Consider the following 13,197-nt stretch of genomic DNA (forward strand, 5'->3'; position numbering starts at 1 on the left):
CCTCGCGCTCGCCGACGAGACCGAGCGCCGCCTCGGCGAGATCGCCGCCGGCAACGAGGCGGCGCTGACTGCGCTCGACCACGTCGCGGTCGCGGTGGCGCGCATCGACACCGGCCGCGGCCAGCCCGCCGGCGCCACCGAACAGGCCCTGCAGGAGCTGCGCCGCTTCGCCGAGCGCGCCGGCCTCTACGGCCGCCAGCAATGAACCGAGGATGCCCCCGATGAGCCTGCCGCTGCGATCCCTTCTCCGTATCCTTCCCCACGCCCCCGAGGGTGACCTGGGCGGAGGCGGGCGCCCGCGCTCGGGCCTGTCGCTGCCGCCGATCGAGGACATCGCGCGCGAGACCCTGCCGCCGCAGGACGCCGAGCCGGCCGAGGACGCCGAGCTCGCCCCGCTCGCCGACGCCTTCGTGCGCGACGCGCTCGCCGCCGGCGAGGAGGCGCTGCAGCGCCAGCGCGAGGCGGTCGACACCATGGGCATCGAGCTGCAGCGCCAGGCCGCGTGGCGCAGCGAGATGCTGCAGGCGCCGATCCGCAAGCTCGCCCACCAGGGCGACGAAGGCGGCCCGGTGGCGCAGGCGCTCATCGCACTGCGCGACAAGATGCAGGACCTCGACCCCGCCCGCCAGAAGCTGAGCGGCGAAGGTCTGTCGCGCGCGCTGTCCTTCATCCCCGGCGTCGGCAAGCCGATGCAGCGCTACTTCCAGAAGTACGAGAAGGCGCAGGACGCGCTCGACGCCATCATCGGCGACCTGCAGGGTGGCGCCGACATGCTGCGCCGCGACAACCTCACCCTCGCCGACGACCAGCAATCCCTGCGCGCCATCCTCGCCCAACTCGAACGCCAGGTCGAACTCGGTCGCATGATCGACCGCCGCCTCGCCCGAGAGGCCGCCTCTGCCAGCCTGCCCGCGCCGCGCCGCGCCTTCGTCGAGGAGGAACTCCTCTTCCCGCTGCGCCAGCGCATCGTCGACCTGCAGCAGCAGGTGGCGGTGAGCCAGCAGGGCGTGCTCGCGCTCGAGGTCGTCATCCGCAACAACCGCGAGCTGGTGCGCGGCGTGGACCGCGCGATCAACGTCACGGTGTCGGCGCTCAACGTCGCCGTCACCGTGGCGCTCGGCCTGGCCAACCAGCGCCTGGTGCTCGACCGCGTCGCCGCGCTCAACCAGACCACCTCCGCGCTCATCGCCGGCACCGCGCAGGCGCTGCGCACCCAGGGCGTGGACATCCAGACCCGCGCGTCCTCGTCCATGCTCGACATGGGCCAGCTCGAACAGGCCTTCGGCGATGTGCTCGGCGCCATCGACGACCTCTCGCGCTACCGCCGCGAGGCCCTGCCCAAGCTCGACGCCCAGATCGACCGCCTCGCCGGCCTCGCCCACCAGGGCCAGGAGGCGATCCGGCGCATGGACGAGGGCCGACGGGCGGATGGCGAAACGCCGCTCGGCGAGGCGCAAGGCCGGCGCTGAGACCGCTGCGGCGGCGGCGTGCCTGCGCCGCAGCGGCCGGAAACCCTGATGGCGAGGACGGCCGGGCGGTATTACGATCGGCTGGTCTGGACTTCCTCTTTTCATGGAGAGGGCTCCCGTTCGACATGAACGGGGCCGGTCCCGACCTATACAACATCGAAGCCCGCCCCCGGTCGCCGCGACCCCCGTCCGGCCGTAACCGGCGCGGCGGGCGCAATCCAGCCGCTCAAGGAGTCCTTTTTGAACAACCCCACCCTCACCGCCCTGGCCGCGGCGCTCGTCGCGTGTCTCTCCGTCCCCGCCCAGGCCGCACCGCCGCTGCCCGTCACCGGGCTGGACACCGCCAGCACCGCCTACCAGACCGCCAACGCCTGGATCGAGATCGACCAGGCCGCCTTCGATCACAACATCCGCACCCTGCAGGCGCTGCTCGACGGCAAGTCGCAGATCTGCGCGATCATGAAGGCCGACGCCTACGGCCACGGCATCGCCAACCTCATGCCCTCGGTGATCGCCGCGGGCATCCCCTGCGTCGGCATCACCAGCAACGAGGAAGCCCGCGTGGTGCGCGCGAGCGGCTACAAGGGCCGCATCATGCGCGTGCGCAGCGCCACCCTCGTCGAGGTGCGCGACGGCTTCCAGCACGACATGGAGGAGCTCTTCGGCGACGTCGAGGCCGCCCGCCTCGCCGCGGAGGCCGCCCGCGCCGAGGGTCGCACCCTGCGCTACCACCTCGGCCTCAACGCCGGCGGCATGAGCCGCAACGGCCTTGAGGTGGCGACCGACGAGGGCCGTGTCGAGGCGCGCGCGCTGCTGACCCTGCAGGGCCTGCAGCTCGTCGGCATCATGACCCACTTCGCGCACGAAGACGCCGACGAGATGCGCAAGGACCTCGCCGAGTTCAACAAGCAGGCGGCGTGGCTGATCGACGAAGGCAAGCTCGATCGCAGCAAGCTGATCCTGCACGCGGCCAACTCCTTCGCCACGCTCGAAGTGCCGGAGAGCCGGCTCGACATGGTGCGACCGGGCGGGATCATTTACGGGGACACCATCCCCAGCTACACCGAGTACAAGAAGGTGATGTCCTTCCGCACGCGTGTCGCCTCGGTCAACAACTACCCGGCCGGCAACCAGGTGGGCTACGACGCCACCTACACCCTGGAGCGCGACTCCCTGCTCGCCAACCTGCCGATGGGCTATTCCGACGGCTACCGCCGCGTGTTCACCAACAAGGCGCACGTGGTGGTCAATGGCCGGCGCGCGCCGGTGGTGGGCAAGGTGTCGATGAACACCACGATGATCGACGTCACCGACATCCCCGGCGTCAAGCCGGGTGACGAGGTGGTGCTGTTCGGCCGCCAGGGCGAGGCGGAGGTCACGCAGGGCGAGCTGGAAGACGCCAACGGCGCGCTGCTGGCCGACCTCTACACCGTGTGGGGCAACTCCAACCCCAAGATCGTCAAGCGCGCGCGCTGAGCACGGACAAGCGGCGGACCGATGCGGTCCGCCGTGACCTGCGCGCCGCCGTTTCGGTCGTGCAGGAACCCCTGCAGCAGCTCGTTCAGGAAGCGCCGCCCCTGCAGGAAATCGGGGTCTGTCCTTTATTTCCTTGCGAGTAAGTTCGTCCCACACAATAGGAGGAGTGTCATGCTCTCGAATGTCTCGCCCATCTCCGCGGCCCTGATCGTCTCTGCCCTGCCGTTGATTGCCGGATGCGTATCGGGTGGCGGCTACAAGCCGATATCGGAGCGCCTGCCCGCACTGGAAGTGAGCTTTGCCGACCCTGCGTGGACCGGAAACACCATCCCGGCCGGACAGCATTGCCAGATGTTCGGCGGTAAAGGGCAAACGCCCGCGCTGAAAGTCGGGAAGATCCCTGGGGGCGCAAACGCGATCATCGTGGAATTCAACGACCTCAGTTTCGGTCCGCTGTCCTCGGGAGGTGGCCACGGCAAGATCGGCTACTGGATCAAGGGAGCAGGTAGCGCAGTCCTGCCTTCCGTACCGGGCGAAACGGCCGATCTGGGCGTCCAGGGCAGCTTCATCGAAGCGAAAGCACGTTCAACCGGGCAATATGCCTCACCGGGCTACCTTCCCCCGTGTTCTGGCGGGCGCGGCAACACTTACGTGGCGGATGTGAAGGCTGTGTACAAGGCGACCAAGGAAGGCGAGGAGAGCCTGCTGCTTGCCGAGCAGAGGATCAAGCTGGGCACGTATTGATAACGACTCCAGCCACCCGGCCATCAGGCTGACAGAAAATCGCGGTCTGTCCCCTATTTCCCAGGCCGCCGTGCTACACCGCGGCGCCGCCGGGCGGCCAGTCGGGCAGGGCGGCGGGCAGCAGCCCGCGCAGGCGGTGGGTGAGCGTGCCCGCACGCTCGAGTTCGCCCGCTACACGCTCGACCGCGGCCCATACATCCGGCCGCTGCAAGGTGCGCACCGTCAGCGCCGCTGCGTGTTGAAACGCGTCGCGCGCCGGCAGCAGCCAGGACAGATCCTCCGCCTGCCGCACTTCATCGAACTCGCCCGCCGGGTACAGGTGCACCGCCTCGCCCGTGAAGATTTGCTCGGCCGCCGGCCCGGCCATCAGGCCCACCATCTGCGCGCGGATCTCGCGCTGCAGCCGCGCGCTGAAGCCTTCCACCTGCGCCCGCCCCTCGGGGCGCTGCAGTAACTGAGGGTGGCCCCGGCCGTCCGGGTGCAGGCAGCCCTCGTTCATCAGCCAGCGCAGGAATTGCCGCGGCAGCACCAGGTCCGCCTTCTCGCACAGTCCCCACAGGCCGGTGCACATGCGTCCGTTGCGGATGTCGGTGCGCCAGGCCTCGGCGCCTTCGTCGGCGACCGCCAGCCGATGGACCGATACGCCGCCGAGCGCGAACGCCACCGCATGGCCGGCTTCGTGGATGCAGGTGGTGCGGCGCTGGGCGTGGGTCAGTGTGGTCATGCTTGCGGTCCATGCGGGATTCCGGGGCGCCGCCAGAGAATCGCGGCGGTAGGGCGAAGCTTTGCACATCGAGGGGGTGCCCGGAAGCAGGCGTGCGCCGTCTATACTCGGCGCATAGTCGAATTCGATAGGTGATCCATGCAGCCGAAAACAGTCGTCCGGGTCGAGGCCGAAGAACCCGCCAAACGTCTCGCCGTCCTCATCGACGCGGATAACGCGCAGGCCGGGGTCATCGAGGGCCTGCTCGAGGAGGTCGCGCGTTTCGGCGAAGCCACGGTCCGGCGGATCTACGGCGACTTCACCTCGCCCACCAGCGCATCGTGGAAGAAGGTCCTGAATCGCTACTCGATCAAGCCCGTCCAGCAGTTCGCCTACACGACGGGCAAGAACGCGACCGACAGCACCATGATCATCGACGCGATGGATCTGCTGTACACACGCCGCTTCGATGGCTACTGCCTGGTGACCAGCGACAGCGACTTCACCGGCCTGGCCGTGCGTCTGCGGGAAGAAGGCCTGCTGGTCTATGGATTCGGCGAGCAGAAAACGCCCGAGGCATTCCGCAACGCCTGCCACAAGTTCATCTTCACCGAAGTGCTGCGCAAGCCGGCTGCTGCGGCTGAAGCCACTGCGTCGGCGAACGGATCATCGCCCGCGGTCGAGGCCCCCGAGGCGACCCCGGCGTCGGCTAGCGCGCTCGCGCGCCCGGCTTTTCCGACCGACTTTCTGATGGAAGCGCTCGAGAAATCGGCAGACGATTCCGGATGGGCTCACCTCGGGACATTCGGCAGCTATCTGCAGAAAATCCAGCCGGATTTCGATTCGCGGCTTCACGGGTACAAGAAGCTGTCTGATCTGGTACGAGGGCGGGAGGATCTGTTCGTGACCGAAGAGCGGGGCGCGCCGGGTGGGACGAGCAAGGTGCTTTATATTCGGGCGAAGAACAAACGGTAGAGGGTGGAGGTGTTCAACGCGGACTCACACATTCGGCCATTTGCTGCCACACATGGTAGTAGCAGAGTCGTCATTCGAGCGACCGGTGAGATCCGAAACCAGCCCTAGAGCGAGCTGAGGCCAGCGTGGTTCGTAAATCGGCCGGCACTGCGCTCATAAAGTCGATACTCACCAGCTCTGCCGTCAGTGTCGGGCAAAAACCCTCGCGCTTCCGTCAAGCCCGACCAGAAGCGTCTCATAGGGTTGCGGGGTCGAGGTCTCCATGCCGGGCGACCCCTGCGGCATGCCTGGCGTAGCCAGTCCGATTGCCTTTGGGGACTCGGCGAGAAGCCGGCGGATGTCGTCCGCAGGGACGTGCCCCTCGACGGAGTAGGAACCTACCTTGGCCGTGTGACACGAGCCGTATTGGTCCGGCATGCCCAGTGCCTTGCGGGCTGCGGGGACATCATCGACGTCTTTCGTCACGACATCGAAGCCGTTCTTTCTCAGGTGCTCGACCCATTTCCCGCAGCACCCGCAATAAGCGCTCTTGTAGACCTCTACGCGTACGGGCCCCTGCGCAAACGCTGCGCCGCTCACGATCATCAGGCTTGCCACGAGCCCGCCGAGCAAAGTTTTCGTCTTCATGTTCGTCTTCCGGTTGATGGCGTCGAGGCATAGTTTGGCACTTTGAGCCCAACGGGAAGCTGACCTCAAAATTACATTTCCGTCAGACAGCCGGGACCCCGGTCGACTTTGCAGGATCAGGAAGGCGATGAGGCTTCATTGCGAGGCAAGGTTATCGTGAAGCAGGTGACACCTTCAGCGGAGCGCGCAGTGATGTGACCCCCGTGGGCCTGGACGATGGAACGCGTGATCGCGAGTCCGAGCCCTGCGCCTTCACCGCGAGATTCGCGCTGGGCGCTACCGCGATGGAAGCGTTCGAAGATCCGTTCGATCTGATCGGCGGGTATCGGGTCGCCGACATTAGAGACGGCGAGACGGACGCCGGCTGCGTCCGCGTCAATCCTGATCGTGATCTGCCCCTCTTTCGGTGTGTGACGAAGCGCATTCGAGATCAGGTTCGACAGCGCGCGCCGCAGCATCAGGCGATCACCCTGAACGCTCGCTTGGCCCTGGCGCACGATGCGGACCTGGCGCTCGTCGGCCAGCGCCTCGTAGAAGTCGATCAGTGCGTCTGCCTCGCGGGCCAGGTCGATCGCCTCGCCCGCGTGCGCGAGGGTGTTCTCGTCGGCCTTGGCGAGGAACAGCATGTCGCTGACCATGCGCGCGATGCGCTCGTATTCCTCGAGGTTCGAGGCCAGGATGTCCTGGTATTCGTCGAGCGTGCGCGGCCGCGACAGCGCGACCTGGGTCTGGGTCATCAGGTTCGAGATCGGCGTACGCAGTTCGTGGGCTATATCCGCCGAATAATCGCCGAGCCGCTGGAAAGCGGCTTCGAGCCGAGCGAGCATGCCATTGAAGGCTTCGACGTGGTCGCGCACTTCCAGCGGCGCATCATCGATGGCGAGACGCTGGCCGAGTTGCCTTGCCGACAGCCGACGGGCAGTTTCGGTGACCCGACGCAGGGGGGCGAGGCCCCGGTGCGCAGCAAACCAGCCGAATAGCGCCGCCGCCAAGGCAGCGACGAAGACGCCCGCCCAAGTTGCATGACGTACCGACGCGAGGAAGTGGACGTGATGCGACAGATCCACTGCGACCAGCGCCTCGATCGTCTGCTCCTTCGCCCCAAGGCTCGGTAGCGCGATGCTGACCTCGAGCCCTCGATGGGGGCGCTCATCCACGGTCCAGTCGGTTAACGCGCGTGAAAGGGGTTCGCCTGCCCGCTGGGAGGCGGTGAAATGCTCGGGATGGATGATGTACAGGACGCGTCCCTCGACGTCGCGAACCAGGACACCGACACTTTCATGTCCAACGAAGGAGCGTTCGAGCGCCTCAATGCGTTCCGATCGCCCCCCAGTCGCATCAACACTTTGCAGCGCGTTGCGGATGAGCGTGACCTTGCCCTGCAACTCGTGCATGTCCAGCTCCTGGAAATGCATGTCCAACATGCGCCCAAAGAGCATCGCTGCCAGCACAAGCAGGCTCGCAGCGAGGACGGCAAATAGTGTTGCCAGTCTCGCCGTCAGCGAGTGAATGCGGATCATCGTCAGATCGGCTCCATCGCCTCAAGCACGTAGCCCATACCCCGCACGGTGTGGATCAGCTTCGGCTCAAAGGGGTCGTCGACCTTTACGCGCAACCTGCGTACGGCAACTTCGATCACGTTCGTGTCGCTGTCGAAGTTCATGTCCCACACCTGCGAAGCGATGAGTGAGCGGGGCAATACTTCACCCTTGCGTCGCAGGAGCAGTTCAAGCAAGGCAAACTCCTTGGCGGTCAGATCGATGCGCTGCCCGCATCGGTTCACCCGGCGGCGAAGCAAATCGAGCTCCAGGTTCGCTGAGCGCAGGGTCTCCGGTTCGTGGTTTCTTCCCCTGCGCAGCAGCGTGCGAACGCGCGCGAGAAACTCGGAAAACGCGAAGGGCTTGACCAGGTAATCGTCGGCGCCGAGCTCAAGACCACGGACCCGATCCTCAACTTGGTCACGGGCAGTCAGGAACAACACGGGGGTCTCACGACTGCTGCGACGCAGTGTTTGCAGGATGCCCCAGCCGTCCAGCCTTGGCAGCATCACGTCGAGCACGACCAGGTCGTAGTCACCGTTAAGGGCGAGGTGGAGCCCATCGAGGCCATCTCTTGCAAGGTCGACGACGAACCCGGCTTCGGTGAGCCCCTGGCGGAGGTAGTCGCCGGTCTTCACTTCGTCTTCGACGATCAGAATTTTCATTGTTTTGCTCCTACGCGCTTCGTGCGGCCTGTGACCGATTTTGCTCCCGGGGTGCTGGATAACGCCCGGGCTTACAGAAATGTAATTTCCGGGTCAGGCCGACGACAGGCAAGCGGGCGCAAGATGCTCTGCGTGGCACAGCGTTCCGTACCGCGACGGAACCCCGCAAACAATGGGAGATCGATCATGAAACTGCGTTTGTACCGTCTCGCCGGGCTCATGCCCGTCGTCGCTCTGGCTGCAGCCCTGCATGGCAGCCCGGTCGTCGCTCAGACGACCGATCCGGCGCAGGCCTGGCCGCCCGCAGCGAGTGTCCCCGCGCTTCAGGAACGTATGAAGTCGATCCGTGCCGAGACCAACCCGGAACGTCGCATGGCCCTGATGGAAGAGCAGGTCAAGGCCCTGGAGGCTGCATCGCAGGGCACCCCCGCTGGTTGCCCGATGATGGGGGGGCAGGTGGGGGCTGGTCCGATGATGAAGGGTAGTGGCCCTGGACCCGGGGCTGGACCCATGGGCGGCATGATGATGGATCCCAAGCTCATGCAGGAGCACATGAAGATGATGCAAGAGCACATGGGCATGATGCAGAACATGATGAAGATGCACCCGGCCGCCAAGCCGGCGATGCCCAACTGAGCATTGAGACGCGGAGCGGCGAGTTCGTCGGTCGCTCTGCGTCCGGTTCAACACAAGACCAACAAAGAGACATTCCCCATGCAGAGACGAATCATCCACCTCGGTGGAGGATTGGCCGTCGCCGTGGCGCTCGTGTCGGGCGCGCAGGCCGAGTCCTCCTCGCCATCAAGCCCCGCTGACCCCGCGCTCGGCGCGACCCAGACTGCCCCAGCGAGTGAGCAACCCAAGCCTCAGCCCCTTCCGGTCTATCGCTCGCCCCTGAACGAATATCGGCCCTACCGTGTCGATGAGCCCCTGCGGTCGTGGAAGGATGCCAACGACGAGGCCAGACGCCTGGGCGGGCACATGGGCCACCTCGCGCCGTCGTCGAAAGGGGGCGAGCGATGAGAGGCAGTCTCCCCATATCCTTGCTGGCTGCTACCGTGCTGACCGGGTGTGCCAGCGTTGCGATCGATGAGAACTTCGCCGAGGTTGAGCGCTTTGCGCGCGAGCAGACGGGCAGCGAGGTGCGCTGGCTGCGCTCGGACCCCGAGCGCGAGGCGATGCGCACCGAGGTCGATCGGCTGCTGGCCCAGCCGCTCGCAATTGACGACGCGGTGCGCATCGCGCTCGGCTACAGCCCGGCCTTCCAGTCCCTGCTGGCGGAAGCCGCCGTGGCCTCGGCGGATGCGACCGGTTCCGCTCGCATCGGCAATCCGGTGTTCACCTTCGAGCGGTTGTTTCGCTCGGGCGCCGAGGGGCGCGAACTCGACATCGGCCGTTCGCTCGGCATCTCGCTGTTCGACCTGCTGTTCCTGCCTGCACGGCTGGAGCAGGCCGAGTTCCGCCAGCAGCAGACCCGGCTGCAGTCTTCGATTGCGCTGTTGAGCACCGTCACGGAGGTGCGCCAGGCCTGGGTCGATGCGGTCGCGGCGCGACAGGTCGCGCACTACCGGGAGGAAGTGGCCACGGCCGCTGGTACCGCTGCCGAACTCGCGCGTCGGATGCAGGCCACGGGCAACTTCAGCCGCCTGCAGCGCGCCCGCGAGCAGGCGCTGGCCGCCGAGGAGACGGCCAACCTGATCCGCGCCCGTCAGAACGCCACCGCCGCGCGCGAGGCGCTGATCCAGCGCTTGGGGCTGACCCCGAGCCAGGCGCAGGCGCTACGCCTACCGGATCAGTTGCCGGCCTTGCCCGAGGCGCCGATCGATGAAGCGACCGCCGGCGCGGCGCTGCTCGACAACCGGCTCGATGTGCGCATCGCCCGTACCGACCTCGAGCGTACGGCGAAGAGCCTGGGCCTCACGCAGGTGACCAGCGTGGTCAACGGCCTGCATGTGGCCGGCGTGCGCAACAGCGAGACCGGCGAGTCGTCGCAGCGCGGCTTCGAAGTCGAACTGCCGCTGCCCCTGTTCGACTTCGGCGATGCGGCCCGCGCCGGCAGTGAGGCCCGCTATCTCTCGGCCTTCAACCGCACCCTCGAGGTTGCCAATAACGCCAGCTCCCAGGTCCGCGTGGCCTACGAGGGCTACCGCAGTGCATACGACCTCGCGCGCCACTACCGCAGCGAGGTGGTTCCACTGCGTCAGAACATTACCGAAGAGTCGGTGCTCCAGTACAACGGGATGCTGATCGGTGTGTTCGAGCTGCTTGCCGCTGCCCGCGCTCAGTCGGCCAGCGTGGTGCAGGCGATCGAAGCCGAACGCGACTTCTGGCGCGCCGAGGCCGCGCTCAAGGCCAGCCTGCTCGGCCAGCCGATCGCACCGATCAGCCTTCAATCAAGCGCATCGCCGGCAGAAGCCGGCGCTGGCCACTGACCTGTCCGGAGACGATCATGACCACCCGACGCAGCTTTCTCGCCGGGGCAGGCCTGCTGGCCGCTGCCGGAACCGTCAACCGCGCCGCGCTCGCTGCGCTGCCCGAGCCCGTAATTCAGACCAGCGCAGCCACGGCGGCCCCGCTGACCCCGCCCACAGGCCGCCCGTACGACCCGGTCGTCACGCTCAACGGCTGGACGGCGCCCTGGCGCATGAACGCTGGGGTGAAGGAGTTCCACCTCGTCGCCGAACCCGTCGAGCGCGAGATCGCCCCCGGCATGGTGGCGCGGCTCTGGGGCTATAACGGCCAGTCGCCCGGGCCGACGATCGAGGTCGTCGAGGGCGACCGCGTGCGCATCTTCGTCACCAACCGTCTGCCCGAGCACACCACCATCCACTGGCATGGCCAGCGCCTGCCCAACGGCATGGACGGGGTGGGCGGCCTCAACCAGCCGCAGATCCCGCCGGGCAAGACCTTCGTCTACGAATTCATCGCCCGCCGCCCCGGCACCTTCATGTACCACCCGCACGCCGACGAGATGGTGCAGATGGCGATGGGCATGATGGGCTTCTGGGTCACGCACCCGCGCGAACCACATCCGCACATCGCGCGCGTGGATCGCGACTTTTGCTTCCTGCTCAACGCCTACGACATCGAGCCGGGCAGCTACGTGCCCAAGATCAACACCATGCTCGAGTTCAACCTGTGGACCTGGAACAGCCGCGCCTTCCCCGGCATCGATTCGCTCAACGTCAGGAAGGGCGACCGCGTGCGGGTGCGCATCGGCAACCTGACCATGACCAACCACCCGATCCACATCCACGGCCACGAATTCCAGGTGACCGGCACCGACGGCGGCCCGACGCGCCCCGAGTCGCGCTGGCCCGAGGTCACCACCGACGTGGCCGTCGGTCAGATGCGCCAGATCGAGTTCATCGCCGACGAGGAGGGCGACTGGGCGATGCACTGCCACAAGTCGCACCACACGATGAACGCGATGGGGCACGACGTGCCGACCATGATCGGCGTCGATCATCGCGGCCTGGTCGAGGACATCCAGAAGCTGGTGCCCGACTACATGCTGATGGGCGAGCGCGGCATGGCCGACATGGGCGAGATGGAGATGCCGCTGCCCGACAACACGCTGCCGATGATGACCGGCCAGGGCCCGTTCGGCGCGGTGGAGATGGGCGGCATGTTCACCGTGCTCAAGGTGCGCCGCGAGCAGAAGCCGGGCGACTACCGCGACCCGGGCTGGTTCAGGCATCCCAAGGGGACGGTGGCCTACGAGTGGGCGGGCGCAGCGCTGCCTGAACCCGCTCGCGGCGACGCGGCGGGCGCCTCGAGCATGCCGCGTACAGCGGGCGGACCGCCTGTCGAGATGGCCGTACGCAAACCCACTCGCCATCAAGGTCATTGAGGTCGAACGCCGTGCAATCGGCGCAAACCCCGGCACAAATGAAGCCTCACCCAACAGAGAGATGGAGATCCCCATGAAAAGTCGTCGTCGATTTCTGGCCACCAGCCTTGCCGCCGGTGTGCTTGCCGTTCACCGCAGCACGTTCGCCCATGGCAATGCCGAACATGCCGACAAAGCAGCGTCCGATACCCCCAAGGAGCAGCAGCAATGGGGGATTGCGGGGGACGCGAAAGCCGTCTCGCGCGCGATCGCCATCGTGATGACCGATGAGATGCGCTTCGTTCCGGACCGCATCGAGGTGCGTCTGGGCGAGACGATCCGATTCACCCACGAAAATCGAGGCGCGGTGATGCACGAGATGGTGGTCGGTACGCCCAAGACGCTTGCCGAGCACGCGGAGATGATGCAGCGCTTCCCGGAGATGGAACATGACGAACCGTGGATGTCGCATGTCGCGCCAGGTGGGCGCGGAGAAATGATCTGGCACTTCAACCGTGCGGGGGACTTCCAGTTCGCCTGCCTGATTCCCGGCCACTTCCAGGCCGGCATGATCGGCACGATCAAGGTCGGCTGACAGAAATGTAATCCGTGCGTCAGCGTCCCGTTGGTGAGCGCTTCGCATAATCGTGCTCACTCTCGAACTCACACAGAATTTGAACCCTTGGAGAAGCCCATCATGAAAAAGACCCTCATCACCACTGCGCTCCTGGCCTTGCTCGGCGGCGGCGCCCCGCTTGCGTTCGCACAGGCCGATCACGATGCACATCACGGCGGGGCGAGTGCCCCGGCCGAAGCCAACGCCAAGCTGGCCGAGGGCACGGTCAAGAAGATCGACAAGTCGGCTGGCAAGCTGACCATTGCCCATGGCCCCCTGGAGTCGCTCGGCATGCCGGCGATGACCATGGTGTTCCGCGCGGCCGAGCCGGGCATGCTTGATCAGGTCAAGGCGGGCGACAAGATCCGGTTCGCGGTCGAGAAGGTCGGCGGTGCGCTGACCGTGACGTCTCTCGAGCCCGCCCAGTGACGCCTATCCCGCAGGTGCGTCGCGTTCCACTCTGACCGGCCAGCCGTGGGGATGCCCCACTGAGTGGCTGAACGACGAGGCGGGTGGCGAAGGGCCTGCGCATGCACTTCACCGCCTGCCGGA

At 66.5% G+C, this 13,197-nt stretch carries 13 protein-coding genes and 1 pseudogene; 10 read left to right on the plus strand and 4 right to left on the minus strand.

The window, feature by feature from the left end; all coding sequences use genetic code 11:
- The 4 genes and pseudogenes from C667_RS04485 to C667_RS04500 form a co-directional block, all read left to right on the plus strand.
- Positions 1-205, plus strand: a pseudogene (locus C667_RS04485) (cobyrinic acid a,c-diamide synthase); the annotation flags it as partial.
- Between the two features lie 16 nt (positions 206-221).
- The gene (locus C667_RS04490) at positions 222-1,469 is read left to right on the plus strand and encodes a toxic anion resistance protein (protein WP_004357693.1); all 1,248 of its coding nucleotides are present in this window, start codon (positions 222-224) and stop codon (positions 1,467-1,469) included.
- Between the two features lie 240 nt (positions 1,470-1,709).
- Positions 1,710-2,945, plus strand: a complete 1,236-nt coding sequence (gene alr / locus C667_RS04495; protein WP_004357694.1) for an alanine racemase — start codon at positions 1,710-1,712, stop codon at positions 2,943-2,945.
- A 171-nt stretch (positions 2,946-3,116) separates the two neighbouring features.
- Positions 3,117-3,689 (plus strand): hypothetical protein, encoded by a 573-nt coding sequence (locus C667_RS04500; protein ID WP_004357695.1) that lies wholly within the window; start codon positions 3,117-3,119, stop codon positions 3,687-3,689.
- Between the two features lie 73 nt (positions 3,690-3,762).
- Here the strand turns inward: C667_RS04500 and C667_RS04505 are convergent, their stop codons facing one another.
- Positions 3,763-4,413 (minus strand): hypothetical protein, encoded by a 651-nt coding sequence (locus C667_RS04505; protein ID WP_004357696.1) that lies wholly within the window; start codon positions 4,411-4,413, stop codon positions 3,763-3,765.
- A 138-nt stretch (positions 4,414-4,551) separates the two neighbouring features.
- On the opposite strand from C667_RS04505, the gene C667_RS04510 reads away from it, so the two are divergent.
- Positions 4,552-5,367, plus strand: coding sequence for an NYN domain-containing protein (locus C667_RS04510; RefSeq protein WP_004357697.1), 816 nt, complete (start codon positions 4,552-4,554; stop codon positions 5,365-5,367).
- Between the two features lie 183 nt (positions 5,368-5,550).
- Here the strand turns inward: C667_RS04510 and C667_RS04515 are convergent, their stop codons facing one another.
- From C667_RS04515 to C667_RS04525, 3 genes are all read right to left on the minus strand, one after another.
- Positions 5,551-5,994, minus strand: a complete 444-nt coding sequence (locus C667_RS04515; RefSeq protein WP_002943438.1) for a DUF411 domain-containing protein — start codon at positions 5,992-5,994, stop codon at positions 5,551-5,553.
- 116 nt (positions 5,995-6,110) lie between these two features.
- Positions 6,111-7,514, minus strand: a complete 1,404-nt coding sequence (locus C667_RS04520) for a heavy metal sensor histidine kinase (RefSeq protein ID WP_004357698.1) — start codon at positions 7,512-7,514, stop codon at positions 6,111-6,113.
- Positions 7,515-7,516: 2 nt separating this feature from the next.
- Positions 7,517-8,197 carry a heavy metal response regulator transcription factor gene (locus C667_RS04525; protein WP_002943434.1) on the minus strand — a complete coding sequence of 227 codons (681 nt, stop codon included), beginning with the start codon at positions 8,195-8,197 and terminating at the stop codon, positions 7,517-7,519.
- A gap of 186 nt (positions 8,198-8,383) precedes the next feature.
- Here C667_RS04525 and C667_RS04530 point away from each other — a divergent pair, with 186 nt between their 5' ends.
- The 5 genes from C667_RS04530 to C667_RS04550 all read left to right on the plus strand — a co-directional run bounded on the left by C667_RS04530 (position 8,384) and on the right by C667_RS04550 (position 13,074).
- A complete protein-coding gene (locus C667_RS04530) occupies positions 8,384-8,833 on the plus strand; it encodes a hypothetical protein (protein WP_004357701.1) in 450 nt (149 codons plus the stop codon).
- Positions 8,834-9,216: 383 nt separating this feature from the next.
- Positions 9,217-10,629 (plus strand): TolC family protein, encoded by a 1,413-nt coding sequence (locus C667_RS04535; RefSeq protein WP_039920777.1) that lies wholly within the window; start codon positions 9,217-9,219, stop codon positions 10,627-10,629.
- A gap of 17 nt (positions 10,630-10,646) precedes the next feature.
- Positions 10,647-12,050: a multicopper oxidase family protein gene (locus tag C667_RS04540; protein WP_004357703.1), complete on the plus strand. Its 1,404-nt coding sequence runs from the start codon at positions 10,647-10,649 to the stop codon at positions 12,048-12,050.
- Positions 12,051-12,123: 73 nt separating this feature from the next.
- Entirely contained in the window at positions 12,124-12,624 is a 501-nt protein-coding gene (locus tag C667_RS04545) for a cupredoxin domain-containing protein (RefSeq protein ID WP_002943419.1), read from the plus strand.
- Positions 12,625-12,726: 102 nt separating this feature from the next.
- Entirely contained in the window at positions 12,727-13,074 is a 348-nt protein-coding gene (locus C667_RS04550) for a copper-binding protein (protein ID WP_004357704.1), read from the plus strand.
- Positions 13,075-13,197 lie beyond the last annotated feature (123 nt).

The organism is Thauera phenylacetica B4P, from assembly GCF_000310225.1.
Lineage (GTDB): Bacteria > Pseudomonadota > Gammaproteobacteria > Burkholderiales > Rhodocyclaceae > Thauera > Thauera phenylacetica.